The organism is Massilia eburnea (assembly GCF_009720745.1).
GTDB classification, from domain to species: Bacteria; Pseudomonadota; Gammaproteobacteria; order Burkholderiales; family Burkholderiaceae_D; genus Rugamonas; species Rugamonas eburnea.
Map to the genome: position 1 here is coordinate 58,209 of NZ_WNKX01000016.1, position 23,944 is coordinate 82,152.

The following is a 23,944-nucleotide window of genomic DNA, read 5'->3' on the forward strand; positions in this document are numbered from 1 at the left end:
CTATTCTCGGTGATTCAAAGAATCAGGATGGCGCGGAAGTCATTGACATTGGTGCGTGTCGGTCCGCTCACCACCAGGTCGTCCAGCGCACTGAAGAAGCTGTAGGCGTCGTTGTTGGCCAGCAGGTGCTTGCCGCTGACGCCTTTGGCTTCGGCGCGTGCCAGGGACTCAGGCGCATAAACGGCGCCGGCGTTGTCTTCCGAGCCGTCGATGCCGTCGGTGTCGCAGGCGATTGCGTGTACGCCTGGGGCGCCTTCCATGGCCAGCGCGAAGCTGAGCAGGAATTCGACATTGCGGCCACCGCGCCCATTGCCGCGCACCGTGACGGTGGTTTCGCCACCGGACAGGATGACGCAGGGGCGCTGGAACGGTTGTCCGTGCGCCAGTACCTGACGCGCCATGGCGGCATGCATCAGGCCGATATCGCGCGCTTCGCCCTCGATGCCATCGGACAGGATATAAGGCGTGATTCCGGCGTTGCGCGCCTTCTCCGCTGCTGCCTCCAGCGCATGCTGCGCCGTTGCGATCACATGGTGACTATGGCCTTCAAAGCGCTGGTCGCCAGGCTTTGGCGTTTCGCTGGCGGCCGACTGCAGGTGGACCAGCACGCTTTTCGGGATCTCGATCTGGTATTTGCACAGGATGGCCAGCGCTTCGGCGCTGGTCGTCGCATCGGGCAGGGTAGGGCCGCTGGCGATGACGCGCGGATCGTCGCCCGGTACGTCCGAAATCAGCAGCGTGACCACGCGCGCGTTTCCGCAGGCCAGAGCCAGCCGGCCGCCCTTGATCGCGGAAAGATGCTTGCGCACGCAGTTCATTTCGCCGATGGTGGCGCCGCTTTTCAGCAGGGCCTTGTTCAGCGCCTGTTTCTCTGCCAGCGAGATGCCCTCGGCGGGCAGGGCCAGCAAGGCCGAACCGCCACCGGAAATCAGGCACAAGACCAGGTCGTTTTCGCTCAGGCCTTGCACCATCTCCAGCATGCGTGCCGCAGCCTTTTGTCCCGCGTCATCCGGCACGGGATGGGACGCTTCGACGACTTCGATCAATTTGGTATCGGCGCCGTGGCCGTAACGCGTCACCACCAGCCCCGAAAGCGGACCTTGCCAATGCTGCTCCACTGCCTGCGCCATGGCGGCAGCGCCTTTGCCGGCGCCAATTACCAGGGTGCGGCCATTGGCGGGCGGCTGCGGCAGGTAATCCTGCACCAGGTTGCGTGGATGAACGGCGCCGATGGCGGCGTTGTACAGGTCGAGCAAGAGCTCGCGTGGGGCTGGGGCGGACGTCATGTTATGCCTGCGCGATGCGGTGGTTGGACATCAGTTCAATCGCCTGGCACAGCGCGGAGTGGTCGAGGCCCGACAGACCGTTGGCGGCGCAGGCATTCATCAGTTCCTGCGTGGCCGAGGTGTTAGGCAGCGACACGCCCAGCGCCTTGGCGCCCTGCAGTGCCAGGTTCAGGTCCTTCTGGTGCAGCGCGATGCGGAAGCCAGGGTTGAAGGTACGCTTGACCATGCGTTCGCCGTGTACTTCCAGGATGCGCGAGGAAGCGAAGCCGCCCATCAGCGCTTCGCGCACCTTGGCAGGATCCGCGCCGGCCTTGGATGCGAACAGCAAAGCTTCCGCCACGGCCTGGATGTTCAGCGCCACGATGATCTGGTTGGCCACCTTGGTGGTCTGCCCGTCGCCGTTGCCGCCGACCAGGGTGATGTTCTTGCCCATCAGTTCAAACAGCGGCTTGACGGTGTCGAAGGCTTCCTGCGGGCCGCCGACCATGATGGTAAGCGAGGCCGCCTTGGCGCCCACTTCGCCGCCGGACACTGGCGCGTCCAGGTAAGCGCAGCTCTTCTTGTTGATCTTCTTGGCGAATTCCTTGGTGGCGATCGGCGAGATGGAGCTCATGTCGACCACGATCTTGCCGGCGCTCAGGCCTGCCGCGATGCCGTCTTCCGAGAACAGGACTTCTTCAACCTGCGGGGTGTCCGGCACCATCAGGAAGATGATGTCGGCGCGCTTGGCTACTTCCATCGCGGAGGTGCATACGGTGGCGCCGCCTTCGACCAGGTTGGCCGGCGGGTTCTTCACGTCGTGCAGGTACAGTTTATGGCCTGCCGCTTGCAGGTGACCGGCCATTGGGCCGCCCATGATGCCGAGACCGATGAATCCGAGTTTTTGCATGGTACTTTCTCCTCTAAGTGTCATTCAGGCGGCCAGCACGTGGCGCCATCCCAGGCCTGCTTCCGTGCCGGCCTTTGGTTTGTATTCGCAGCCCACCCAGCCGTCGTAACCGATTTCGTCGAGGAAGTTGAGCAGGTAGCGGTAATTGATTTCGCCGGTGCCGGGCTCGAAGCGGCCCGGGTTGTCGGCCAGCTGCACGTGCTTGATGACGGACAGGTGGTTCTTGATCGTGTTGGCCAGTTCACCTTCCATTCGCTGCATGTGGTAGATGTCGTACTGCAGGAACAGGTTGTCTGACCCCACTGACTCGATCAGGTCCAGGCCCTGGCGGGTGCCAGACAGGAAAAAGCCCGGAATATCGTAGGTATTGATTGGTTCGATCAGCAGCGGAATGCCGGCCTTCTTCAGGGCTGCGGCCGCAAACTTCAGGTTGCTCACCAGGACGGCACGGGCATCGGCGTCGGCCACGCCTTGCGGCTTGATGCCGACCAGGCAGTTGATGCGCTGGGTACCCAGTACGCTGGCATAGGCCAGTGCGGTTTCCACCCCCTGTTCGAACTCGCCCACGCGGTTCGGATGGCAGGCGATGCCTCGCTCACCGCCGGCCCAGTTGCCGGCCGGGAGGTTGTGCAGCACCATTTCCAGCTTGTGCTTTTCCAATTGCTCATGCACTTGCTGCGGCTCGAATTCGTAAGGGAACAGGAATTCGACGCCCTTGAAGCCATTGCGCGCAGCGGCGCCGAAGCGTTCCAGGAAAGGCTGCTCGTTGAACAGCATGGTCAGATTGGCGGCGTATTTTGGCATTGCAGTTCCTCTTAAGCGGCGTCGATGATGTCGTTGAATTCGTTGATGGCGTTGATCTCGGTGCCCATCGCAATATTGGTCACGCGCTCCAGGATCACTTCCACCACGACCGGCACGCTGAACTTGGCCATCAGTTCGCGGGCTTGTTCGAATGCGGGGATGATGTCGTCCGGCTTGTGCACGCGGATCGCTTTGCAACCCAGGCCTTCCACGACAGCCACGTGGTCCACGCCGTAGCCATTCAGTTCCGGCGCGTTCACGTTTTCGAAGGACAGCTGCACGCAGAAGTCCATGTCGAAGCCGCGCTGCGATTGGCGAATCAGGCCCAGGTAGGAGTTATTCACCAGCACGTGGATGTAAGGCAGCTTGAATTGCGCGCCCACTGCCAGTTCTTCGATCAGGAACTGGAAGTCGTAGTCGCCCGAGATCGCCACGATGTCGGTGGTTGGATCGGAGGCACGGACACCCAGTGCAGCCGGGATGGTCCAGCCCAGCGGGCCCGCCTGGCCGCAGTTGATCCAGTTGCGCGGCTGGTAGACGTGCAGGAACTGGGCGGCGGCGATCTGCGACAAGCCAATGGCGGAAACGTAGCGCGTATTGCGGCCGAAGTACTTGTTCATCTCTTCGTACACGCGCAGCGGCTTGACCGGGACATTGTCGTAGTCGGTCTTGCGCAGCATGGTGCGCTTGCGGTTCTGGCATTGCGCCACCCACCCGCTGCGGTCGCGCAGCTTGCCGGCGGCTTTCCATTCCTTGGCCACTTCGATGAACAACTCCAGCGCGTAGCCGGCGTCGGACACAATGCCCAGGTCCGGGCCGAAGACGCGGCCGATCTGGGTTGGTTCGATATCGACGTGCACGAAGGTACGGCCTTCGGTGAATACGTCGACAGAGCCGGTGTGGCGGTTGGCCCAGCGGTTGCCGATGCCGATGATGAAGTCGGAAGCCAGCACGGTGGCGTTGCCGTAGCGGTGGCTGGTCTGCAGGCCGGCCATGCCCGCCATCAGCGGGTGGTCGTCAGGGATGGTGCCCCAGCCCATCAGGGTCGGGATCACCGGCACGTTGACGATTTCGGCGAATTCCTGCAGCAGGGCGGAGGCATTGGCGTTGATGATGCCGCCGCCGGCGGTGATCAGCGGGTATTCCGCTTCCATCATCATTTCCAGCGCCTTCTCGACCTGGGCGCGCGAGGCGCGCGGCTTGAACGCTTCCAGCGGGGTGTAGGTCTCCGGATCGAATTCGATCTGCGCCATCATCACATCGAACGGCAGGTCGATCAGCACCGGACCTGGACGGCCGGAGCGCATCAGGTGGAAGGCTTGCTGGAACACGCGCGGCACCTGGGCTGGCTCCAGGACCGTGGTCGCCATCTTGGTGACTGGCTTGGCGATGGACGAAATGTCGACGGCCTGGAAGTCTTCCTTGTGCAGGCGGGCGCGCGGCGCCTGGCCGGTAATGCACAGGATAGGGATCGAGTCCGCTTGCGCCGAATACAGGCCGGTGATCATGTCCGTGCCCGCTGGACCGGAGGTGCCGATGCAGACGCCGATATTGCCCGGCGCAGCGCGGGTGTAGCCTTCAGCCATGTGGGATGCGCCTTCGACGTGGCGGCCCAGGATGTGCTTGATCTTGCCGTTCTTTTTCAGTGCAGCGTACAGCGGATTGATGGCAGCACCCGGCACGCCGAACGCGACCGAAATGCCTTCCTTCTGCAGTACGTGGACAGCTGCTTCAGCTGCCGTCATTTTTGCCATGGTGATCTCCTGATATGCGTACAAAGTCTGTTGTTGATGTTTTGTATGCTATCGGCGAACGGTTGCCCTGATAAGACGACAAAAAATCGTTTCATTCGATACTATGTGTATGGAATAATCGAAGGCATGGACAAACTCAAGCAAATCGAGGCCTTCGTGGCCGTGGTCGAGAAGGGCAGCCTGGCCCGTGCGGCGCTGGAACAGAACATCACGCCGGTGATGCTGGGGCGCCGGATCGACGCGCTGGAAAAGCGTTTGGGGGTAAAACTGATGCACCGCACAACGCGCCACCAGACGCTGACGGAGCAGGGCAACGTCTTCCTGGAGGATTGCCGCAAGCTGCTCTCTGATATGGAGATCGCCGAACGCAATATTTCGGAGGGAAGACACAAGGCCACCGGTCACCTGATCGTGTCCGCGCCGGCCTCGTTTGGGCGCCAGCATGTTGCGCCGCACGCGCCGGGCTTTCTGGCAGCGAATCCGGACGTGCAGCTGTCCTTCAACCTGACCGACCAGGTGATCGACCTGGTGCGCGAAGGCTATGACCTGGGCATCCGCATCGGTGGCGTGATCGACCCAAGTTTTGTGGCGGTGCGCCTGGCGAAGAACCGGCGTGTTGTATGCGGCACACCTGAATATTTCGAGCGGAACGGTATTCCACGCACGCTGGACGACCTGGCCCAGCACAACTGCCTGGCGTTCAACCTGCAGGGGGGACAGCAGCGCGGCTGGTATTTCCAGCAGGGCGGCAAGCCAGTCACGGTCAGGGTGCAGGGGAACCTGGACTGCAACGACGGCGAGCTATTGCATCGCTGGGCATGCGAAAGCCTGGGCCTGGCCTGGCGTTCGACGTGGGAAATCCAGGCGCAGCTGGCGGAGGGCAGCCTGATTACGGTGCTCGATGATTTTGCGCTGCCCGATTACGACATCATGGCGGTCTACCTGCAGCAGCGCCATTTGCCGGCGAAAATCCGCTTCTTCATCGACGAACTGAAAGCGATCTACGCCGAGCCAGGGTATTGGACTAAGCCAATTGCGCAGCGTCCGGCAAGCGCGGCTGGGACAGGAACACTGCAACTTCCGCCATCGCCTTGAAGACGGGAGCCGTCAGTTGCGCGACTTGCGCATGCGTGGGATTGTTTTCGAATGAGGTAAGGGGAGAAAGCTCGCGCATCAGTCGTGCGCGTACGATCTGCAGGCCGCAGCCGGCAATGATGGTGGCAATGTGCGGCAGCAGCTCGCGCATGCGCTGCACGCCATCATTGGATTGCGCGGCAATTTCCAGCACGATGCCGCCTTCGGCCGGCTCCATTTGTACGGCGACCTTGCCGACGTTAGGCAAATTCAATTCGAGCCGCAGCGCCACGCGGGGACGGCGGCGGCGCTGGTCCGGCCCTTCCTCCTGGCCGGGATCGCGCGCAATCACGCGCAGGGTGAGCTTCTCCGCGCCCCAGGCATAGACGGCGAACCGCCAGGCATCGAGCTCCGACACCAGGCCATGGCTGGCGCGCTGCATTTGCGGTGGCGGATCGGCCATGAACAGGCTGGCCGGGACATGGCGGCCTTCATGCTGCTGCATCAGGGCAGCGCGCTGCTCGCCATAGGTGCGCACCATCACCTGCCAGGAGGCAGCCAATTGATTGGTATCGGGATTGTGCCAGACGAGCTGGCGCAAATTGAAGAGCTGGTTGGGCTGCATGGACAGCGTTTCCTGCGCCAGCATGGCGCCGGCGGCAGCAACCGCCGAGGCGATGGCCTTGCCAGCCTGGCCTTGCTGTACAGCGCCTTCCATCGATTCGATCAGTGCGCCGACGGAGGAGGGCAAGCCGTTCTGCAGTGCAAACTCCGGCGCGTCGCCCGGCGGCTGGGCAACGGGAGGAACCGGCTGTGCGCTGGTCAACCCGGGCGTCTCGCGCACCTGGCGATCATGGATACTCAGGGCCGGATTGGAGGGTGTTACGCGATCGAGTGCCATAAAAGCTGATAGTAATACGGCGATATAAAAAAAGCCAACCGCGCAGGGTTGGCTTTCTCAAGTGCCCTGCGTGATTACTGCAGCAGCGACAGGACCAGCGAAGACTGGCTGTTCGACTGTTTCAGCATGGCGGTGCCGGCTTGCAGCAGCATCTGCGACGAGGTCATTTGCGCCGATTCCGAAGCGAAGTCGACGTCCATGATGCGGCCGGTTGCGTTCTTGGTGTTGGTCGAAATATTGGACAGGTTGTTGTAGACGTGGTCCAGGCGGTTCGAGATGGCACCCAGCTTGGAACGCAGCGCGCCAACGGAGTCGATGGCGGTGGCGATCTGGTCGATCGCAGCGTTGGCGCTGGCGGTCAGTTGGGTACCTGGCGCGGCCAGTGGCGTGCCTGCCTGGCTGAAACCGGCGCCGGTGGCGGTGCCCATGTCGGTCACAGCCTGGGCCAGTTCGGTGTTGAAGTTCACCGACAGTTTTTCGCCGGAGCTGGCGCCGATCTGGAAGGTCACGGCCGCGGTCAGCTTGCCGCCGGTGGCCAACAGCGAGGTGCCGCCGAATTTGGTGTTGCCGAAGATGTTGGACAGTTCGTCGGTCAGCGAGTCAAATTCCTTCTGCATCGCGGTCTGGTCGGCAGCGGTAGAGGAGCCGTCAGCGGCCTGGGTCGCCAGGTCCTTCATGCGGTTCAGGATGTTGGTGGTCTCGTCGAGTGCGCCTTCAGCGGTCTGCATCAGGGAAATCGAATTCTGGGTGTTGCGCATGGCAACGCCCATGCCGCTGGTCTGGGTTTTCAGACGGGTGGCGATCTGCAGGCCGGCTGCGTCGTCCATTGCCGAGTTGATGCGGAAGCCGGTGCTCAGGCGGGTCATCGACGTCGACAGCGAAGTCTGCGTACGGGAAATCGAGTTTTGCGCGGACAGCGCCGCTGCGTTGGTATGAAGGCTCAGCATGCTAGCTCCTGGGTGGTTGGTTCGTTATGAGCAGCGAGGTGTTTTTCTGCGCTCTCAGTAATACAAGGCGACTGCCGTGCCGGAAGAGTTAAATGCCGAGTGGAAATTTTTTTTGGAATAAAAAAGCCAACCGCGCACGGTTGGCTTCTTGGGCAAAGCACGCTACGGAATTACTGCAGCAGCGACATGACCAGCGAGGACTGGCTGTTCGACTGTTTCAGCATCGCGGTGCCGGCTTGCAGCAGCATTTGCGACGAGGTCATGGTGGCGGATTCGGAGGCGAAGTCCACGTCCATGATGCGGCCGGTTGCGTTCTTGGTGTTGGTCGAGATGTTGGACAGGTTATTGTAGACGTGGTCCAGGCGGTTCGACACCGCGCCGAGCTTGGAACGCAGGGCGCCGACGGAATCAATCGCGGTGGCCAGCTTGTCGATGGTGGCGTTGGCGTTGGTGGAACCGGTTGCTGCAACGCCGCCGGCCAGGTCGCTGATTTCGGTGCCGTTGGCGGCGCCGGCGACGCCGGCGTCCACGAAGCCTGCTGCCGCTGCCTTGATGTCAGCCGAGGCCGTGTTGCGCTCGGTCGAGAAGTCTGCCGACAGTTTCTCGCCGGAGCTGGCGCCAATCTGGAAAGTAATTGCAGCGGACAGTTTGCCCGGTGCCGCGCCGCCGGCTTTCTGCAGCAGGGTAGTGCCGCCGAATTTGGTGTTGTTGAAGATGTTCGACAGCTCGTCGGTCAGGGAGTTGTACTCCTTCTGCATCGCGCTCTGGTCGGCGGCGGTGGACGAACCGTCGGCAGCCTGGGTCGCCAGGTCTTTCATGCGGTTCAGAATGTTGGTGGTCTCGTCCAGCGCGCCTTCCGAGGTCTGCATCAGCGAGATCGAGTTCTGGGTGTTGCGCATGGCAACGCCCATGCCGCTGGTCTGGGTCTTCAGACGAGTGGCGATCTGCAGGCCTGCAGCATCATCCATTGCCGAGTTGATGCGGAAGCCGGTGCTCAGGCGCGTCATCGAGGTCGACAGCGACGACTGGGTGCGGGAAATCGAGTTTTGCGCGGAAAGGGCCGCTGCGTTGGTGTGAAGGCTCAGCATGCTAACTCCTGGGTTATTGTTTCAAATTGAGCAGCGAGTCACTTCTACGCTCTCAACAGATCAAGGCGACCGGGGCGGTGCGGGCATTAAATGCCGAGTGGAAATTTTTAAATAAAAAAGCCAACCGCGAACGGTTGGCTTTTTGCCAAGTGGAATACTGAATTACTGCAGCAAGGACATGACCAGGGAGGACTGGCTGTTCGATTGTTTCAGCATGGCGGTACCGGCTTGCAGCAGCATCTGCGACGAGGTCATTTGCGCCGATTCGGAGGCGAAGTCGACGTCCATGATGCGCCCGGTGGCGTTCTTGGTGTTGGTCGAAATATTGGACAGGTTGTTGTAGACGTGGTCCAGGCGGTTCGAGATGGCACCCAGCTTGGAACGCAGTGCGCCGACGGCGTCGATCGCAGTGGCCAGTTTGTCGATCGCACCGTTGGCGGCGGCGGCGGTGCTGATCTCGACGCCGGCCGCTGGCACCGACGTGCCGTCGTCCTTGAATCCGACCGAAGCGAGTGCGATCTTGGCGGAAGCCGCGCCCAGTTCGGCGGTGAAGTCTGCCGTCAGCTTTTCGCCGGAGCTGGCGCCGATCTGGAAGGTGATCGCCGCAGACAGCTTGCCAGGGCTGGCGCCGGTCGCGTTCTGCATCAGGGTCGTGCCGCCGAACTTGGTGTTGTTGAAGATATTGGTCAGTTCGTCGGTCAGCGAGTCGTATTCCTTCTGCATCGCAGTCTGGTCGGCGGTGGTGGAGGAGCCGTCGGCTGCCTGGGTGGCCAGGTCCTTCATGCGGTTCAGGATATTGGTGGTCTCATCCAGTGCGCCTTCCGAGGTCTGCATCAGCGAGATGGAATTCTGGGTGTTGCGCATGGCAACGTTCATGCCGCTGGTCTGGGTCTTCAGGCGGGTGGCGATCTGCAGGCCTGCAGCATCGTCCATTGCCGAATTGATACGGAAGCCAGTGCTCAGGCGGGTCATCGAGGTCGACAACGAGCTCTGGGTGCGGGAGATCGAGTTTTGTGCGGAAAGGGCCGCTGCATTGGTGTGAAGGCTCAGCATGCTAACTCCTGGGGTTGTTGGTTGCTCTCAGGAGTACAAGGCGACGGCTGGGCGAGAGGAGTTAAATGCCGAGTGGAAATTTAATTGAATAAAAAAAGCCAACCGCGAACGGTTGGCTTTTTGATACGGCGGCTACTGAATTACTGCAGCAGGGACAGGACCAGGGAGGACTGGCTGTTCGACTGCTTCAGCATGGCGGTGCCGGCTTGCAGCAGCATCTGCGACGAGGTCATTTGCGCCGATTCGGAAGCGAAGTCGACGTCCATGATGCGGCCGGTTGCGTTTTTGGTGTTGGTCGAAATATTGGACAGGTTGTTGTAGACATGGTCCAGGCGGTTCGAGATGGCACCCAGCTTGGAACGCAGTGCGCCCACGGCGTCGATCGCGGTGGCCAGCTTGTCGATGGCCAGGTTGGCGGTGCCGGCGCCGGTCAGTTCAGTGCCAGCGGCCGCACCGGCGCCAGCGTCGGTGAAGCCGGCAGCAGCGGCCTTGATCAGGCCTGCCGCGCCGGTACCGCCACCGGTGGTGCCCAGTTCTGCGGTGAAGTTGGCCGACAGGGTCTCGCCGGTGCTGGCGCCAATCTGGAAAGTGATTGCCGCAGTCAGCTTACCAGTGGAGCTGAGCAGGGAAGTGCCGCCGAACTTGGTGTTGGTGAAGATGTTCGACAGTTCGTCGGTCAGCGAGTCGTATTCCTTCTGCATCGCGGTCTGGTCGGCGGCGGTGGAGGAGCCGTCAGCTGCCTGGGTGGCCAAGTCCTTCATGCGGTTCAGGATGTTGGAAGTCTCGTCCAGAGCGCCTTCTGCGGTCTGCATCAGGGAGATCGAGTTCTGCGTGTTGCGCATGGCAACGCCCATGCCGCTGGTCTGGGTTTTCAGACGGGTGGCGATCTGCAGGCCGGCCGCGTCATCCATTGCCGAGTTGATACGGAAGCCGGTGCTCAGGCGGGTCATCGAGGTCGACAGCGACGACTGGGTACGGGAAATCGAGTTTTGCGCCGAAAGGGCTGCTGCGTTGGTGTGAAGACTCAGCATGATTACTCCTGGGTGGTTGGTTCGTTTCGAGCGCCTGTTGAGGCGCTCTCAGAAGTACAAGACGACCGCAGGGCTTGAAGAATTAAATGCTGAGTGGAAATAAATAAGGGGGCCTGAGCCCCCTTGTCTTCTTGCTTACATATTTGGATAGTTGGGGCCGCCGCCGCCTTCTGGCGTGACCCAGACGATGTTCTGGGTTGGGTCCTTGATATCGCAAGTCTTGCAATGCACGCAATTCTGCGCGTTGATCTGCAGGCGGTCCTGGCCTTCGTCGGTTTTAACGAACTCATACACACCGGCCGGGCAGTAACGTGCTTCCGGGCCTGCATATTTGGCAAGGTTGACCTTCACCGGCACCGAAGCATCCTTCAGCGTCAAGTGGATAGGCTGGTCTTCCGCGTGGTTGGTGTTCGAGATGAACACCGACGACAGGCGGTCGAAAGTCAGCTTGCCATCCGGCTTAGGATAGGTGATCGGGGTGAAGTCCGAAGCAGGGCGCAGGCAGGCGTGATCCGGCGTCGAGTGGTGCAGGGTCCAAGGCGCCTTGCCTCGGAAGATCAGCTGGTCAATGCCGGTCATCAGGGAACCCAGGTACAGGCCTTTCTTCAGCCAAGGCTTCACATTACGTGCTACGTGCAGCTCTTCGTGCAGCCAGGACTTTTCGAACGCCTCAGGGTAAGCGCCCAGTTCGTCAGCGGAACGGCCGGCGCCCAGGGCAGCAACAACCGCTTCAGCGGCCAGCATGCCGGACTTGATCGCAGCGTGGGAACCCTTGATGCGGCTCATGTTCAGGAAGCCGGCGTCGCAACCGATCAGCGCGCCGCCCGGGAAGACCAGCTTAGGCAGCGATTGCAGGCCGCCCGCGGTGATCGCACGCGCGCCGTAGGAAATGCGCTTGGCGCCTTCGAAGAAGGTGCGGATTTCCGGGTGGGTCTTGTAGCGCTGGAATTCTTCATACGGCGACAGGTAAGGATTCTCGTAATCCAGGCCCACCACGTAGCCAACCATGACCTGGTTGTTTTCCATGTGGTACAGGAAGGAACCGCCATAAGTCTTGCTGTCCAGCGGCCAGCCGGTGGTGTGGATCACCAGGCCAGGCTGGTGCTTGGCAGGATCGATTTCCCACAGTTCCTTGATGCCAATGCCGTAGGATTGAGGATCCTTGCCCTTGTTCAGGTCGTACTTGGCCATGAGCTGCTTGCCCAGGTGGCCGCGCGCACCTTCAGCGAACAGGGTGTATTTGCCGTGCAGTTCCATGCCCAGCTGGAAGTCAGGGCCCGGCTCGCCATCGCGCTTCACGCCCATATTGCCGGTTGCGACGCCTTTGACCGAACCATCGTCGTTGTACAGGATTTCGGCGCCGGTGAAGCCAGGGAAGATTTCCACGCCCAGGGCTTCAGCCTGCTGGCCCAGCCAGCGCACCACATTGCCGAGCGAGATCACGTAGTTGCCGTGGTTCTCAAAGCATTTCGGCAGGGCGAAGTTCGGGGTCTTGTAAGCCTTGGTCTCGGTCAGGAACAGGACGCGGTCTTCGGTGACTTCGGTGTTCAGCGGCGCGCCCAGCTCTTTCCAGTTAGGAATCAGCTCGGTAATGGCTTTCGGGTCCATCACGGCGCCGGACAGGATATGGGCGCCCAGCTCGCCGCCTTTTTCCAGCACGACCACGGAGGTGTCCGCGTTCAGCTGCTTGATCTTGATCGCTGCCGCCAGGCCAGCAGGGCCGCCGCCAACGATCACAACGTCGTACTCCATTGCCTCGCGCGGGCCGTACTGTTCTACAAGGTTGCTCATAGTGTTTTTATAAGAATGATGAAAAATTCGATGCTGGAAATAGAACGAGTGTGCTCTTTTTTCCTTGGTAATGCAACGGTGGCGCCATTGTGAGGGCTAATATTAGACGTGGCAATCTAATAAGGAGGTTTTTTGTGTCATGATGTCGGAACAGAATCAAAAGGAGTAGCCGGTGGGGATCGAAGTTAATTTTGAGGGCAAAATCGCCCTGATCACGGGCGCCTCCAGCGGGCTTGGCGCCCGTTTCGCCAAAGTGCTGGCCAAGGCCGGCTGCCAGGTGGTGCTGGCCTCGCGCCGCATCGAACGCTTGAAAGAATTGCGCGCTGAAATCGAAGCCGATGGCGGCGCCGCCCATGTGGTCACGGTAGATGTGACCGACTTCGCCAGCATCAAATCGGCCATTGCCCATGCCGAGACGGAAGCGGGGCCGATCGACATTCTCGTGAATAATTCAGGTGTATCAATGACGCAACGTTTGCTCGATGTGTCGCCTGAGGATTATGACTTTGTCATGGACTGCAACCTGCGCGGGGCGTTTTTCGTCGCACAGGAGACGGCCAAGCGCATGGTGGCGCGAGCGAAGGGGGATCCGCGCAAGCAGCACCGTATTATCAATATCGCTTCGGTGGCAGGTTTGCGCGTACTGCCGCAGATCGGGGTGTATTGCATGAGCAAGGCGGGCGTCGTGCAGATGACCAAGGCGATGGCGGTGGAGTGGGGCAAATACGGAATTAATACCAATGCCATCTGCCCGGGATATATCGAGACTGAGATCAATGAGGATTATTTCGCCAGTGAGCAGGGCAAGCGGCTGATCGATATGCTGCCGCGCAAGCGGGCAGGGAAGCCGGAGGATCTGGATGGCTTGCTGCTGCTGCTGGCGGGTGACGAGGCGCACTTTATCAACGGCGCGATTATCTCGGCGGATGATGGGATGATGGCTGGCTAAAACCCTGTAGACCTGGGTCAGACCCAAGGGTCTGACCCCCAACGGGTTTAGGTCCCCAATGCTGGTTCCAGGTCTTTGACTTTTTGAGAAGATCAAAGACACACAAGCGCAACCGCTGGCTGTGCCGCAGACAGGGTCTGACCCTTGGGGCAGACCCTGGTTTACCGGGGTTTAAGGTGCACCTGCCAATTTATGTACCAGTTCAGTCGCCGTCGAAGCCCCAAACTTCCGCATCAGACTGGCCCGGTGCATTTCAACGGTACGTGGCGACAACCCCGCATCCCGCGCAATCATCTTGCTGGTCTTCCCCTCAACCAGCAGTGCCGCAATCTCCCGCTCACGGGGCGTCAGCGCCGCCGACACCGGCCGCTGCTCCGACAAATCCTCAAACGTCCAGATGCCCGCTCCCAGCGGCTGCCCTGCATCAAGGGCTCGCCCCGTCACATGGCACCAGAACAGCTCGCCATTCGCGCGGCGCATGATGCGCTCATCCGAATAGCGTCCCCGAGCATTCATGATCGGAATGATGCGGTCGCCAGTGCGCAGATACTCATCCTGGGTTGGGTACAAGACCTCAAACGAGCGCCCGTCGAGCTCCGCCGCACGATATCCAAACATGGCCGCCAGCGCATCATTGCTGGCCTTGATCACGCGATTGTCGGACACACACATGCCGACCGGGGCGAATTTGAAGATGGACTCGTAATTGATCGGCATTGCGGTATTTCTACGGTATTGAAGTTTGCGCGGGCGTATTCTATCCTCAAACGCCATCTGGCCATTTAAGCAAGGAGACATAATGAATAAAATTTACCCGGATGCCAAGGCCGCCCTGGCCGGCATCGTGGCCGACGGCCAGACGATCGCCGTCGGCGGTTTCGGCCTGTGCGGCATCCCGGAAGCGCTGATCGCAGCCCTGCGCGACAGCGGCGCCACCGGCCTGACCGCCATTTCCAACAACGCCGGCGTAGACGGCTTCGGCCTGGGCCAATTGCTGGAAACCCGCCAGATCAAGAAAATGATCTCCTCCTACGTGGGCGAGAACAAGGAATTTGCACGCCAGTTCCTGGCCGGCGAACTGGAGCTGGAATTCACCCCGCAAGGCACGCTGGCGGAAAAGCTGCGCGCCGGCGGCGCTGGCATTCCTGCCTTCTTCACCAAGACCGGCGTCGGCACCATCGTCGCCGACGGCAAGGAAATCCGCGAATTCGACGGCGAGCAGTACGTGATGGAACGCTCCCTGGTGGCCGACGTCTCCCTGGTCAAGGCCTGGAAGGCCGACAAATCGGGCAATCTGGTCTTCCGCAAGACCTCGCGCAACTTCAACCCGAACGTGGCCGCCGCAGGCAAAGTCTGCGTGGTGGAAGTGGAAGAAATCGTCGAAGTGGGCGCAATCGATCCGGATGCCGTGCACCTGCCGGGCATTTACGTGCACCGCATCGTGCTCAACGCAAACCCGGAAAAACGCATCGAACAGCGCACCGTGCGTGCCAACTAAGGAGAAGACAACATGGCATGGACTCGTGATGAAATGGCCGCACGCGCGGCAAAAGAGCTGCAGGACGGCTTCTATGTGAACCTGGGCATTGGCCTGCCGACCCTGGTCGCCAACTACGTACCGAAAGATGTCGAGGTATTCCTGCAGTCGGAAAACGGCCTGCTGGGCATCGGCCCGTTCCCGACGGAAGCGGAAGTGGACGCCGACCTGATCAATGCCGGCAAGCAGACCGTGACCGCGCTGCCGGGCGCTGCCTACTTCAGCTCGGCAGACTCGTTTGCCATGATCCGCGGCGGCAAGATCAACCTGGCGATCCTGGGCGCGATGCAGGTATCGGAAAAGGGCGACCTGGCCAACTGGATGATCCCAGGCAAAATGGTGAAAGGCATGGGCGGCGCGATGGACCTGGTGGCCGGCGTCAAGAAAGTGGTGGTGCTGATGGAGCACGTCGCCACCGCCAAGGATGGCTCAACCTCGCACAAGCTGCTGAAGAAATGCGACCTGCCGCTGACCGGTGTTGGCGTGGTTGACATGATCATCACCGACCTCGGCGTGATGGAAGTAACGCCGACCGGCATCAAGGTGAGCGAACTGGCGCCTGGCGTCACCCGCGAAGAGATTACCGCCGCCTCCGGCGTGGAACTGTCGTTTGCATAATTAAAGTCGGGGTCAGGTCCGGCAAATGGACAAATCGCTGCGCGATTTGTCCATTTGCCGGACCTGACCCCGACTTTTAAATGAAGAGGGGACGCCGCGGCGTCCCCTTTTTCTTGTTACTGGCCCTTGACGTAGGTGTATTTACGCTTGCGGGTCGACTTGATATTTGGAGTCATCTTGCAACCCTCGTGTGCAGAGGAGGATTTGCACTTCTCGTCGGGATTTGGACCGCCGCCGCCACCGCCACCGCCACCGCTATTATTAGGGGCGCCAGCGGCGCCGACAGTACCACCAGCACAGCCGAAGCAGATGGTAGTTGGCCTGATGGTGCCATCGGGCAGCGTGACAGGAACGCTTGGAGACAGCACCGGGTTCGGTGGCAAGCCACCGCCGGTAAACACGCTGGAACGGTTGCCGCCGCAGATGCCGTCGACGCCGAGCGTGCCGGAAGCGTTGAGCAGGCTTACACGGTAGCCGCGTGCTTCACCCAGGGAGGTGGAGCAGGATTGCGCCTGTCCCACGATAGGCCGGTTGGTGCTGAAGTCGACGGTGCCGGCGGCGATCAGGGCCGAGGTCACCACCTGTTCGCCAGCTGCCAGCTGCATGTACCAGCCTCTGCTGCTGCCATTCGGCAGCGTTTTTGGCGAATTGCAGTCGGTCGGGTCGCTGCTGTTGGTCAACGAGCTGTCCAGGTTCAAACCGGCGTCGGCCGCAGGCTTCACCGTCAGGTTGTCCAGCGCCACGTAGAAGCGGTTGCTGGTCGATGCGTACGGGTATTGCCACGACAGCGGGTGCTCGCGGTCGCCGCTGCCAAGGGCCAGGTAGACATAGCCTTTGTTATACAGCACGGCCGGGCCGAACATGAATTTGCGCGGGCTGGTCGCGTCGTTGGTATAGGCGACGCGGTAGATTTGCCAGTCGCTGGCGGCCAGCGGATTCAGGGTGGTTGGGCCGTCGATAAAGTCGATACGGTAGATATTGCCACCCAAATCGGCGGCATAGGCGTAATCCATCATGCCGTCGCCATCGGCGTCGACCAGCGAAATGTCGCCGACTACGCCGCGCTTGGTCTTGAAGGAGCCCAGCAGGGCGCCGGTACGTCCGTTGAGGATGTACACGTAGCCGCCTTTGCTGGTGGTGCAGGTCGGCGCGCCGGTGTTGGCATCTTCGCAGGTATCGTAGCCGCCGCCGAACATCACGACCGGGTCGGTGGTCGAGTAGCCCTTGATGAAGGCGACAGTCGGCGTGGACCAGGTCTGGCCAATGCCCGACATGCCGGTGGTGCAGCCGGTGTCGTTAGTCAGGTTCGGGCAGCCTGCTGCCCACAACAGGGACGGGTTGTCGACATCGGTGGCATTGATGCCGTAGACCATGCGGCCACCACGGCGCATGGAAGGGTAGATCCAGATGGCGGTGTTGTCCGCGTTCTGGTAGGAGCCAGCAGAACCGTCAAAGAAGTAGTCCTTCGGTGCGCCGACTGCCGACACATCGCTCGGGCCGGACAAGTTCGGGTAGTTCACCAGCGGCGTCTGGTCCTTCAGGCGCGACAGGCGGCTGAAGAATTCCGGCGCAACAAAAGCCCAGTGCTCTTTGCCGGTATCGCCCTCGACGGCACGGAAATAGCCATCATTGGCGCCATAGAAGATGTAGACGCCTTTGGTGCCGCCATAGTTGACGGGCAGCGGGCGCGAGTGGATCACGTCGCCATGGATCGACGGGCGGGTCTGGGTTTGCGCGCCGATATTACGTTCGTTGTTGACGTCCTTGCCGCTGATATAGTCGACCACGTCGGCCGAGAGGCCAGTGTTGGTAGTGTTGAAGTCAACAAAACTGGTCCCGGTCGCGGTGCGGGTCAACAGTTTGCGGTTGACCGCATAGGTAGGGGTAACGCTGGTCGTGGCTGGATTGTTACCGTTGCGCAGAACCTGCGCCACGCCGCCTTTTTCCACAAATGGTCCATCAGGCGCATCGGAATATGCGTTCTTACCCGCGCAATTGCCTGCCGGATCAGGATTGATGCCCAGGTTCTTCCAGTAAGCCCCGTTGTCGCTGGTCCAATAGCTCTGCGCGCAATCGGTGATGAAACCGTCGATGGGATTGATCGCGGCGTTGCCGTTGGCGTCGCCCAGCTTGACTTCGGCGCCGCTGGCGATCACCTGGTAGCGCTTCAGGTTACCGAACCAGCGCGGCTTGGCGTCCGGGTCAGGGCGGAACACGCCAATGTAGACCTGGTTTTCGTTCTGCGTGCGGTTGGTGGCGTTCACCGGCAGCGATGCCGAAGCGAAGGATGAGTTCACCGCCAGCACTTCGCCAATGATCTGGTTCAGTGCATCAAGAATGCCCTGCTGGCTCTTGGCCGCAAAATACTTGCCGCCGCCAGCCTGGGCCATGCTGAGCATCAGGCTGGTGTGGTCAGTGTTTTCCTGCTTGTTGTAAACGTCGATGGTGTAGAACACCACTTTGGATTTCAGGGTTGGGGTGGTCCCAGGAATCGGCACGCCGACGTTATGCATGAAGCGCGCCCACTCATCGGCATTGTACGGATGGGTGTCGGTGACGGCGCCGCTGGTGGCGGCAACGTTGGTAGTCTCAGTGTTGACACCATTGATCGCATACGAGGCCGTGCCTGCGGCGCAGAACAGGGCGCCGTTGTTGAGTGCAGAGCCGATGACACAACCCTTGCTGAACTTGTCGGTGGAACAGTTGGTTGGCCAGGGCGATTTGCTCAGTTCGGCCTGGGCGTCGGTAGGGTTGGCATAGCAGACCGCCGTCTGGCCGAGGTTGGTCGTGACGTCAACGGTTTGCGAGGTGAAGGTTGGCAACTTGAGCTGGGAAGTATCTCCGCCCAGGCCGCTCAACCGGCTGGTATTGGCGCTGTCGTCCGCGGTCGGGCCGCTCTGGTCCGGATTGGTCACGAAGATGACGATGGTCTTCGCGCAATTCTTGTCGGCGTTCAGCGGCGACTGGAAAGTGGTGTATCTGCTGGCGTAGCCCGCTGCATCGGGGCCGTAGCTGCCCCCCGTGGCGCTCGGCGAGTAGCTGTTGAAGCCACCCAGGTAGTTGTACACGTCAAATAACAGGTTGCCGTACATCGTGCCCGAGTTGCGCTTTTCAGTTGGCGAGGTGATGTTGGCATCGATCCGGTCCAGTGTGGCGCCCAGTGCCGCCTTGGCGGTGGTGGTCATCGGCTGGATGGCCGAGCGCACATAACCGCCATTGTCGTTGGCGTTGCCGCCGGTGACGAATTCGAACAGGCCGACGTTGACCGTGCCATCCAGGGCGGCGATGGCCTGCTTGATGGCGCGCACCTCCGATTGGCCCTGGGTGTCCCCGCTGGGCCACTTCTGCGCCTGGCGCGACCAGTTGGACGTATTGTCCAGCACGATCAGGATGTTCGGGTTGATCGCGGTACCGGCGGACGCACCGGTGAAGATATCAATGTCGTCAGCGCCAGCCGGGAACGACAGGAGGGTGGCGCATGCACCGAGGCTGATTGCCGCAGTGGTCATTAACTTTTTTGGCATGGCTGGCTCTCTATAAAAAGCGGGCTACTTTATTTGCAACTGTTGCCGGCGTCGGCGGAAGGAATGCGCATGGCGACGCCTTGTACCACTTCCACCTTCGATTGAACTTGCTTGTCTTCACTGACGGCCGTCATTTCCCAGGTTGTATCGGCGCACAGCGAACCGCTGGTGTTGGCGCCGATTGTTCCCGCCAAACCGGACGGCGGGGAAACGGAGCACCCGGCGTCTTCATCTTTGCTCATGTCGAGGTCGGCGTTGGTGAGGGTCTTGACCTTGATGCAGACCGGCGTGCTGAGCGTGGTCACGATATCGTTGACGCCGTCGCCGTTGATATCGATGCAGCGAACGTTGCTCTTGCCGCCGCAGCGATTGGCCAGCGCATCGGTCGGCGTGTCGAAGAAGCGTGTGCTTGACATCGCTTCGTCGAGAACGCCGCGGCTGGCGGCAATGCCCTCGTCGCGGTTTTGCATATTATTCACTACCTGGATGCTCGATTTACCCAAGTTGAAGGTCGACATGGCCAGCAAGCTGATCAGCACCAGCATGACCAGTGCCACGAACAGGGTTACGCCGCGCTGCCGTTGAAATGCACGGTATTTCATCAGTTTTTCCTTCCTGCGACGTTGGGCAGGCCGATCAACGCACTGAAGACGTGGCGTTTGTATTTATCGTTGGCAGCAGCGATAACGTTCGGCTGGTTGTCGGCCTTCAGGCCCAGGGTATAGGACTTGTTGTCGGTGTAAGTCAAGGACGGGGTCAGTGTGCGGGACAGCAGGTTCAGCTTGACCGACACGACGTTGCTCCAATTGGCGATGATGCAGGCGGTGTCGGCGCAGCCTTGGCCTACATTTGCCGTGTACTTGTCGGCCACACCGCTGCTGACCGGTGGCGATGCCATATTGCTGGTGGCGATGCCATATTCAATCTGCATATTTTCGATGCCTTCAACCAGTGGCACGATCTGCACCGAGAGCGTGCCGCCATTGCTGACGATTTCCGCCCGCTTCAGGGTAGGAATGCCGTCGCTGCCAACGCTGTTATTGGCGATGTAATAAATATGGGTCAGCAGCCGGCGCAGATTGGACGGGGTCCCGGAGTTCGCCGTGACCCCGCAATCGCGCTGGTGCAGCGTGAAACCGCTGTTGGTTGCATTGATCTGGTAATAATTCGTCACCAGGTTGGAGCCCAGTTCAGATGAGTTGTTGCACAGCGAAGCCTGGAAGAAGGGACCACCGGCCGAAGCAGGTTCGCAATCGGCGGCATCAACCACGCAAGTCTGGGTGTGGCGTACGACGATGACGTCGGTATTATCCTTGCGGTCGGTCAGGCAGGTGATGGAGGTGGTGTTGTCATAGCCCTGGACCGGCAGGGCGATACCGGTGCGCACATCGGCGATATTGGTCGAGCATGGGTCTGTGAGCGCCGCCGGCATGGCCAGCTTCTCCGGGTCGAACTCGGCGTAATAGCCAGCGGAGCGCAGGTCAGCCGTCATGAGCTGCATGGCATAGCGGCCGTTCTCCACCTGACGGTTGGCGCGCTCGACTTCCATTTGTGCAGCATTATTGTTGGTGAACAGGGTCGACAGGCCGGCCAGCAACAGCAAACCGATGGTGATTGCCACCATCAATTCAATCAGGGTGAAGCCGGACTGTCGGCGGTTAGGATGCATGTAGTAAGTCCTCATTTGCAGTCCAGCAGAGGGATCGTGACCTGGGCGGCGACCAGGCGGCGATAGTTTTCGGCGCCGAACTTGTCCTTGCCGCAGGTGATGGACGGCGCCTGGGTGGCATGCAGGCCCTGCCAGGCGACAGCGACCTGGTAAATGGCAGGGATGCAGGCGCCGCCGGTATCATTCTTCGCCTGGACCTGGGTAATGCAGCCGCGGGCGCCGATCATGGCGCCCACCTTGTTGCTGCTGCTGTCGCTCTCGGCCGCACCTTTCAGTGCATTGCTCCAGTCGCACAGGTCGCGCGCGGCGCCGGCTGCGACGGTGCTGCAATCGGCAGGCTGGGTATCTCCGGTGCCCACTTCGGCCACCACGTAGTCGGCGCTGCCGCCGATATTTCCCTGCAGGCGGGCGGTCATATCGTCCAGCAGTATCACGGCCTGGGCGCGCTGGTAGGACTCGACCGATCCAAGGTTGGCCTTGGACTGGAAGACGGCGATGCCGAGCAAGCCGAAGGCGAGGATCACGATCGTGACCAGGACTTCAATCATCGAAATGCCGTGTTGGCGGTGCATGGCAGGCGTTAGCATGATTTGTTTTGAATATTGGGACGACCGCCCAGGTCAATGGTGATACAACGCGGCGAGCCTTGCGCCGCGCTGACCGAGAAAGTCGGGTTGGCTGCACCCTTGAGGCGGCCCGACGAGCTGAAGGTGATCGCGCCTGTTGGACCGGCAACCGTGACCGAGGAGCGGGTAACGAAACTGGCCAGGGCCGGCTCGCCGGCGTTCGGGCTCGGGATGGTCCAACCGGTGCTCCAGTTGGTGGTCGGGGTCATGGTCACATCGGTATTGCGCTTGATGGCTTCGCTGCGCGCGCGCAGGATGCTGGCGAACAGGTCGCTGCTGGTGGTCTTGATACGCTGATTGACCACCATTTGCGACATCTGCGGAATGCCAACCCCGGCAAGGATGATGAGAATGGCGACTGCGGCCATCAATTCGACAAGGCTGAAACCGGCTTGACGTTTCATCGCATCACCACTTGGTGCTTGGCGTCTTGGCGCCGGTCTGGTCAATGGTGAGGTCGCCATCGCCGGCTTGCCCGGTACCGGCGATCGGCGAAGCCTTGATGGTGAAAGTCGGCGGCGGGCCATCGCTGGTCGTAATGGTGATCGTGTAGAACTTGGAAACGGCAGCAGGCGTCGTCATGTTCAAGCCTGCCACACTGTTCTTGTAGGTGCGCGCATCGGCCAGGAACTGCTGCTCGCGGGTGGCCAGGTCCAGCATGAATTGCTGCGCCGCTGCGCGGTTGCCACGCACGACGTAACGGGTGTACGAGGGCATCGCGACCGCGGCCAGGATGCCGATAATGGCGACGACCGCCATCAGCTCGACCATCGTAAATCCGCGTTGGCTGGGTAATTTCATCCTGGCTTCCGTAAAGAGGGATTTTTAGTGACTTAATTCTAGTTTGCGTGTTGCCGTGTGTCAACTTTTCAGGTGAGACTTTTCGTTACATTCTAACCACAAAAAAGAAAGGCCCCACGCAATATTGCATGGGGCCGGTGGTTTCGTGCAGGAAATGTTGTTTATTCGGCAGTGGCAGCCAGATCTTCCGCAGCCTGCTCATGCAGGTTGCCCAGCGGAGTTGGATTGGCCAGCTCGCGCTGCAGGGTCGCGTTATCGAGTTCGCCTTCCCATTTGGCGACCACCAGGGCGGCGACGCCATTACCGCAGAAGTTGGTCAGGGCGCGGCATTCGCTCATGAAGCGGTCGATGCCCAGGATCAGGGCCATGCCGGCCACCGGGATGGTCGGCACCACGGCGAGGGTGGCCGCCAGGGTGATGAAGCCGGCGCCGGTGATGCCGGACGCGCCTTTCGAGGTCAGCATGGCGACCCCGAGGATGGTCAACTGCTGCATCAGCGTCAGGTCGGTATTGGTGGCCTGGGCAACGAACAGGGCGGCCATGGTCATGTAGATATTGGTGCCGTCCAGGTTGAAGGAGTAGCCGGTCGGGATGACCAGGCCAACTACTGGTTTCGATGCACCCAGTTTTTCCAGCTTGCGCATCAGCGACGGCAGGGCGCTTTCCGAGGAGGAGGTGCCGAGCACGATCAGCAGCTCTTCCTTGATGTAGGAAATGAAGCGGAAGATCGAAAAGCCAGTGTACTTTGCGATGGCGCCCAGCACGACGAAGACGAACAGGCCGCAGGTCAGGTAGAACGAGCCCATCAGCTTGGCCAGCGGCAGCAGGGAGGCGATGCCGTACTTACCAATGGTAAAGGACATGGCGCCGAACGCACCCAGCGGCGCAACCTTCATGATGATGTTGACCATGCCGAAGAAGGCGTGCGATACGTCGTCGATCAGTTTATGCACTGGGCGGCCGCGTTCACCCAGCAGCGACAGCGCAAAGCCGAACAGCACCGCCACCAGCAGCACCTGCAGGATGTCGCCCTTGGCAAAGGCGTCGAACACGGTGTTCGGGATGATGTTCATCAGGAAATCGACCGTCGTCAGCGACTTGGTTTTGTCGGTGTACTGGGCGATGGCCTTGGTGTCCAGGGTGTGCGGGTCGGCGTTGAAGCCGGCGCCAGGCTGGATGGTATTGGCCACGACCAGGCCGATGACCAGCGCGAAGGTCGAAACGATTTCGAAGTAGAGCAGGGCTTTGCCGCCGACGCGGCCGATTTTCTTCACGTCCTGCATGCCGGCGATGCCGCTCACCACGGTACAGAAGATGACCGGGGCGATGATCATCTTGATCAGCTTGATGAAACCGTCGCCAAGCGGCTTCATTGCCACGGCGTCCGCCGGCAGGTAAATGCCGAGCATGACGCCGCAGAAGATTGCGAACAGTACTTGTACGTACAGTATTTTATAGAAGGGTTTCTTTTGCATGATATGGGCCTGGTTTGTCTCCGAATATCCTCATCATTGCAAATGGTATGCCACGCCGCCATTGTGTGTAACCCTATTGTGGAAAACCACAATCCATTTTCCATGGCAATATTGCAATAATCGGCGC

General features: G+C 60.6%; 22 protein-coding genes. 4 read left to right on the forward strand and 18 right to left on the reverse strand.

All coding sequences use genetic code 11. The features are described from left to right. Positions 1–14 precede the first annotated feature (14 nt). From GM658_RS19370 to gcl, 4 genes are read right to left on the reverse strand one after another with little or no spacing between them, the layout of a single operon-like run. Positions 15–1,286 (reverse strand): glycerate kinase type-2 family protein, encoded by a 1,272-nt coding sequence (locus tag GM658_RS19370; protein WP_155455713.1) that lies wholly within the window; start codon positions 1,284–1,286, stop codon positions 15–17. Position 1,287: 1 nt separating this feature from the next. After that, entirely contained in the window at positions 1,288–2,175 is an 888-nt protein-coding gene (glxR, locus tag GM658_RS19375; protein ID WP_155455714.1) for a 2-hydroxy-3-oxopropionate reductase, read from the reverse strand. A gap of 24 nt (positions 2,176–2,199) precedes the next feature. Then, positions 2,200–2,979 carry a hydroxypyruvate isomerase gene (gene hyi, locus GM658_RS19380; RefSeq protein ID WP_155455715.1) on the reverse strand — a complete coding sequence of 260 codons (780 nt, stop codon included), beginning with the start codon at positions 2,977–2,979 and terminating at the stop codon, positions 2,200–2,202. Between the two features lie 11 nt (positions 2,980–2,990). Next, the gene (gene gcl, locus GM658_RS19385; RefSeq protein WP_155455716.1) at positions 2,991–4,733 is read right to left on the reverse strand and encodes a glyoxylate carboligase; all 1,743 of its coding nucleotides are present in this window, start codon (positions 4,731–4,733) and stop codon (positions 2,991–2,993) included. 126 nt (positions 4,734–4,859) lie between these two features. Here gcl and GM658_RS19390 point away from each other — a divergent pair, with 126 nt between their 5' ends. Continuing rightward, positions 4,860–5,828, forward strand: a complete 969-nt coding sequence (locus GM658_RS19390) for a LysR family transcriptional regulator (protein ID WP_155455717.1) — start codon at positions 4,860–4,862, stop codon at positions 5,826–5,828. Here GM658_RS19390 and GM658_RS19395 read toward each other — a convergent pair. From GM658_RS19395 to GM658_RS19420, 6 genes are all read right to left on the reverse strand, one after another. Beyond that, positions 5,758–6,708, reverse strand: a complete 951-nt coding sequence (locus tag GM658_RS19395) for a hypothetical protein (protein WP_155455718.1) — start codon at positions 6,706–6,708, stop codon at positions 5,758–5,760. The two genes, GM658_RS19390 and GM658_RS19395, sit on opposite strands and share 71 nt — an antisense overlap. Before the next feature lie 74 nt (positions 6,709–6,782). After that, positions 6,783–7,655, reverse strand: coding sequence for a flagellin N-terminal helical domain-containing protein (locus GM658_RS19400; RefSeq protein WP_155455719.1), 873 nt, complete (start codon positions 7,653–7,655; stop codon positions 6,783–6,785). Between the two features lie 170 nt (positions 7,656–7,825). Next, a complete protein-coding gene (locus GM658_RS19405; RefSeq protein WP_155455720.1) occupies positions 7,826–8,743 on the reverse strand; it encodes a flagellin N-terminal helical domain-containing protein in 918 nt (305 codons plus the stop codon). A gap of 162 nt (positions 8,744–8,905) precedes the next feature. Further along, complete coding sequence (locus tag GM658_RS19410; RefSeq protein WP_155455721.1) at positions 8,906–9,796, reverse strand: flagellin N-terminal helical domain-containing protein; 891 nt, start codon at positions 9,794–9,796, stop codon at positions 8,906–8,908. 140 nt (positions 9,797–9,936) lie between these two features. Beyond that, positions 9,937–10,827 carry a flagellin N-terminal helical domain-containing protein gene (locus GM658_RS19415; RefSeq protein ID WP_155455722.1) on the reverse strand — a complete coding sequence of 297 codons (891 nt, stop codon included), beginning with the start codon at positions 10,825–10,827 and terminating at the stop codon, positions 9,937–9,939. A gap of 135 nt (positions 10,828–10,962) precedes the next feature. Further along, the gene (locus GM658_RS19420) at positions 10,963–12,579 is read right to left on the reverse strand and encodes an electron transfer flavoprotein-ubiquinone oxidoreductase (RefSeq protein ID WP_155455779.1); all 1,617 of its coding nucleotides are present in this window, start codon (positions 12,577–12,579) and stop codon (positions 10,963–10,965) included. Positions 12,580–12,790: 211 nt separating this feature from the next. Here GM658_RS19420 and GM658_RS19425 point away from each other — a divergent pair, with 211 nt between their 5' ends. After that, the gene (locus tag GM658_RS19425) at positions 12,791–13,567 is read left to right on the forward strand and encodes an SDR family oxidoreductase (protein ID WP_170298883.1); all 777 of its coding nucleotides are present in this window, start codon (positions 12,791–12,793) and stop codon (positions 13,565–13,567) included. Positions 13,568–13,738: 171 nt separating this feature from the next. On the opposite strand, the gene GM658_RS19430 is transcribed toward GM658_RS19425, so the two are convergent. Then, positions 13,739–14,284, reverse strand: a complete 546-nt coding sequence (locus GM658_RS19430) for a PAS and helix-turn-helix domain-containing protein (RefSeq protein ID WP_155455723.1) — start codon at positions 14,282–14,284, stop codon at positions 13,739–13,741. Between the two features lie 82 nt (positions 14,285–14,366). Here GM658_RS19430 and GM658_RS19435 point away from each other — a divergent pair, with 82 nt between their 5' ends. Together GM658_RS19435 and GM658_RS19440 are read left to right on the forward strand one after the other, a co-directional pair. After that, on the forward strand, positions 14,367–15,065 hold the full coding sequence (locus GM658_RS19435; RefSeq protein ID WP_155455724.1) for a CoA transferase subunit A: 699 nt from the start codon (positions 14,367–14,369) through the stop codon (positions 15,063–15,065). A 12-nt stretch (positions 15,066–15,077) separates the two neighbouring features. Beyond that, on the forward strand, positions 15,078–15,722 hold the full coding sequence (locus tag GM658_RS19440; protein ID WP_155455725.1) for a CoA transferase subunit B: 645 nt from the start codon (positions 15,078–15,080) through the stop codon (positions 15,720–15,722). 116 nt (positions 15,723–15,838) lie between these two features. Here GM658_RS19440 and GM658_RS19445 read toward each other — a convergent pair whose 3' ends face one another. From GM658_RS19445 to GM658_RS19475, 7 genes are all read right to left on the reverse strand, one after another. Further along, positions 15,839–19,246: a pilus assembly protein gene (locus GM658_RS19445; RefSeq protein ID WP_155455726.1), complete on the reverse strand. Its 3,408-nt coding sequence runs from the start codon at positions 19,244–19,246 to the stop codon at positions 15,839–15,841. Between the two features lie 29 nt (positions 19,247–19,275). Continuing rightward, entirely contained in the window at positions 19,276–19,848 is a 573-nt protein-coding gene (locus GM658_RS19450; protein ID WP_155455727.1) for a pilus assembly PilX family protein, read from the reverse strand. Next, a complete protein-coding gene (locus tag GM658_RS19455) occupies positions 19,848–20,915 on the reverse strand; it encodes a PilW family protein (protein WP_170298884.1) in 1,068 nt (355 codons plus the stop codon). The genes GM658_RS19450 and GM658_RS19455 overlap by 1 nt, the downstream gene beginning before the upstream one ends. Before the next feature lie 11 nt (positions 20,916–20,926). Next, positions 20,927–21,487: a type IV pilus modification PilV family protein gene (locus GM658_RS19460; RefSeq protein WP_155455729.1), complete on the reverse strand. Its 561-nt coding sequence runs from the start codon at positions 21,485–21,487 to the stop codon at positions 20,927–20,929. A gap of 8 nt (positions 21,488–21,495) precedes the next feature. Further along, positions 21,496–21,945: a GspH/FimT family pseudopilin gene (locus tag GM658_RS19465; RefSeq protein WP_170298890.1), complete on the reverse strand. Its 450-nt coding sequence runs from the start codon at positions 21,943–21,945 to the stop codon at positions 21,496–21,498. A 4-nt stretch (positions 21,946–21,949) separates the two neighbouring features. Continuing rightward, positions 21,950–22,342 (reverse strand): type IV pilin protein, encoded by a 393-nt coding sequence (locus tag GM658_RS19470; RefSeq protein WP_155455731.1) that lies wholly within the window; start codon positions 22,340–22,342, stop codon positions 21,950–21,952. 161 nt (positions 22,343–22,503) lie between these two features. Then, complete coding sequence (locus GM658_RS19475; protein WP_155455732.1) at positions 22,504–23,817, reverse strand: dicarboxylate/amino acid:cation symporter; 1,314 nt, start codon at positions 23,815–23,817, stop codon at positions 22,504–22,506. Positions 23,818–23,944 lie beyond the last annotated feature (127 nt).

Excerpts from the sequence above, each read along its gene's own strand:
- GM658_RS19370 (WP_155455713.1), bottom strand. The coding sequence starts at position 1,286 with ATGACGTCCGCCCCAGCCCCACGCGAGCTCTTGCTCGACCTGTACAAC.
- glxR (WP_155455714.1), bottom strand. The coding sequence starts at position 2,175 with ATGCAAAAACTCGGATTCATCGGTCTCGGCATCATGGGCGGCCCAATG.
- hyi (WP_155455715.1), bottom strand. The coding sequence starts at position 2,979 with ATGCCAAAATACGCCGCCAATCTGACCATGCTGTTCAACGAGCAGCCT.
- gcl (WP_155455716.1), bottom strand. The coding sequence starts at position 4,733 with ATGGCAAAAATGACGGCAGCTGAAGCAGCTGTCCACGTACTGCAGAAG.
- GM658_RS19390 (WP_155455717.1), top strand. The coding sequence starts at position 4,860 with ATGGACAAACTCAAGCAAATCGAGGCCTTCGTGGCCGTGGTCGAGAAG.
- GM658_RS19395 (WP_155455718.1), bottom strand. The coding sequence starts at position 6,708 with ATGGCACTCGATCGCGTAACACCCTCCAATCCGGCCCTGAGTATCCAT.
- GM658_RS19400 (WP_155455719.1), bottom strand. The coding sequence starts at position 7,655 with ATGCTGAGCCTTCATACCAACGCAGCGGCGCTGTCCGCGCAAAACTCG.
- GM658_RS19405 (WP_155455720.1), bottom strand. The coding sequence starts at position 8,743 with ATGCTGAGCCTTCACACCAACGCAGCGGCCCTTTCCGCGCAAAACTCG.
- GM658_RS19410 (WP_155455721.1), bottom strand. The coding sequence starts at position 9,796 with ATGCTGAGCCTTCACACCAATGCAGCGGCCCTTTCCGCACAAAACTCG.
- GM658_RS19415 (WP_155455722.1), bottom strand. The coding sequence starts at position 10,827 with ATGCTGAGTCTTCACACCAACGCAGCAGCCCTTTCGGCGCAAAACTCG.
- GM658_RS19420 (WP_155455779.1), bottom strand. The coding sequence starts at position 12,579 with ATGGAGTACGACGTTGTGATCGTTGGCGGCGGCCCTGCTGGCCTGGCG.
- GM658_RS19430 (WP_155455723.1), bottom strand. The coding sequence starts at position 14,284 with ATGCCGATCAATTACGAGTCCATCTTCAAATTCGCCCCGGTCGGCATG.
- GM658_RS19435 (WP_155455724.1), top strand. The coding sequence starts at position 14,367 with ATGAATAAAATTTACCCGGATGCCAAGGCCGCCCTGGCCGGCATCGTG.
- GM658_RS19440 (WP_155455725.1), top strand. The coding sequence starts at position 15,078 with ATGGCATGGACTCGTGATGAAATGGCCGCACGCGCGGCAAAAGAGCTG.
- GM658_RS19445 (WP_155455726.1), bottom strand. The coding sequence starts at position 19,246 with ATGCCAAAAAAGTTAATGACCACTGCGGCAATCAGCCTCGGTGCATGC.
- GM658_RS19450 (WP_155455727.1), bottom strand. The coding sequence starts at position 19,848 with ATGAAATACCGTGCATTTCAACGGCAGCGCGGCGTAACCCTGTTCGTG.
- GM658_RS19455 (WP_170298884.1), bottom strand. The coding sequence starts at position 20,915 with ATGCATCCTAACCGCCGACAGTCCGGCTTCACCCTGATTGAATTGATG.
- GM658_RS19460 (WP_155455729.1), bottom strand. The coding sequence starts at position 21,487 with ATGCACCGCCAACACGGCATTTCGATGATTGAAGTCCTGGTCACGATC.
- GM658_RS19465 (WP_170298890.1), bottom strand. The coding sequence starts at position 21,945 with ATGAAACGTCAAGCCGGTTTCAGCCTTGTCGAATTGATGGCCGCAGTC.
- GM658_RS19470 (WP_155455731.1), bottom strand. The coding sequence starts at position 22,342 with ATGAAATTACCCAGCCAACGCGGATTTACGATGGTCGAGCTGATGGCG.
- GM658_RS19475 (WP_155455732.1), bottom strand. The coding sequence starts at position 23,817 with ATGCAAAAGAAACCCTTCTATAAAATACTGTACGTACAAGTACTGTTC.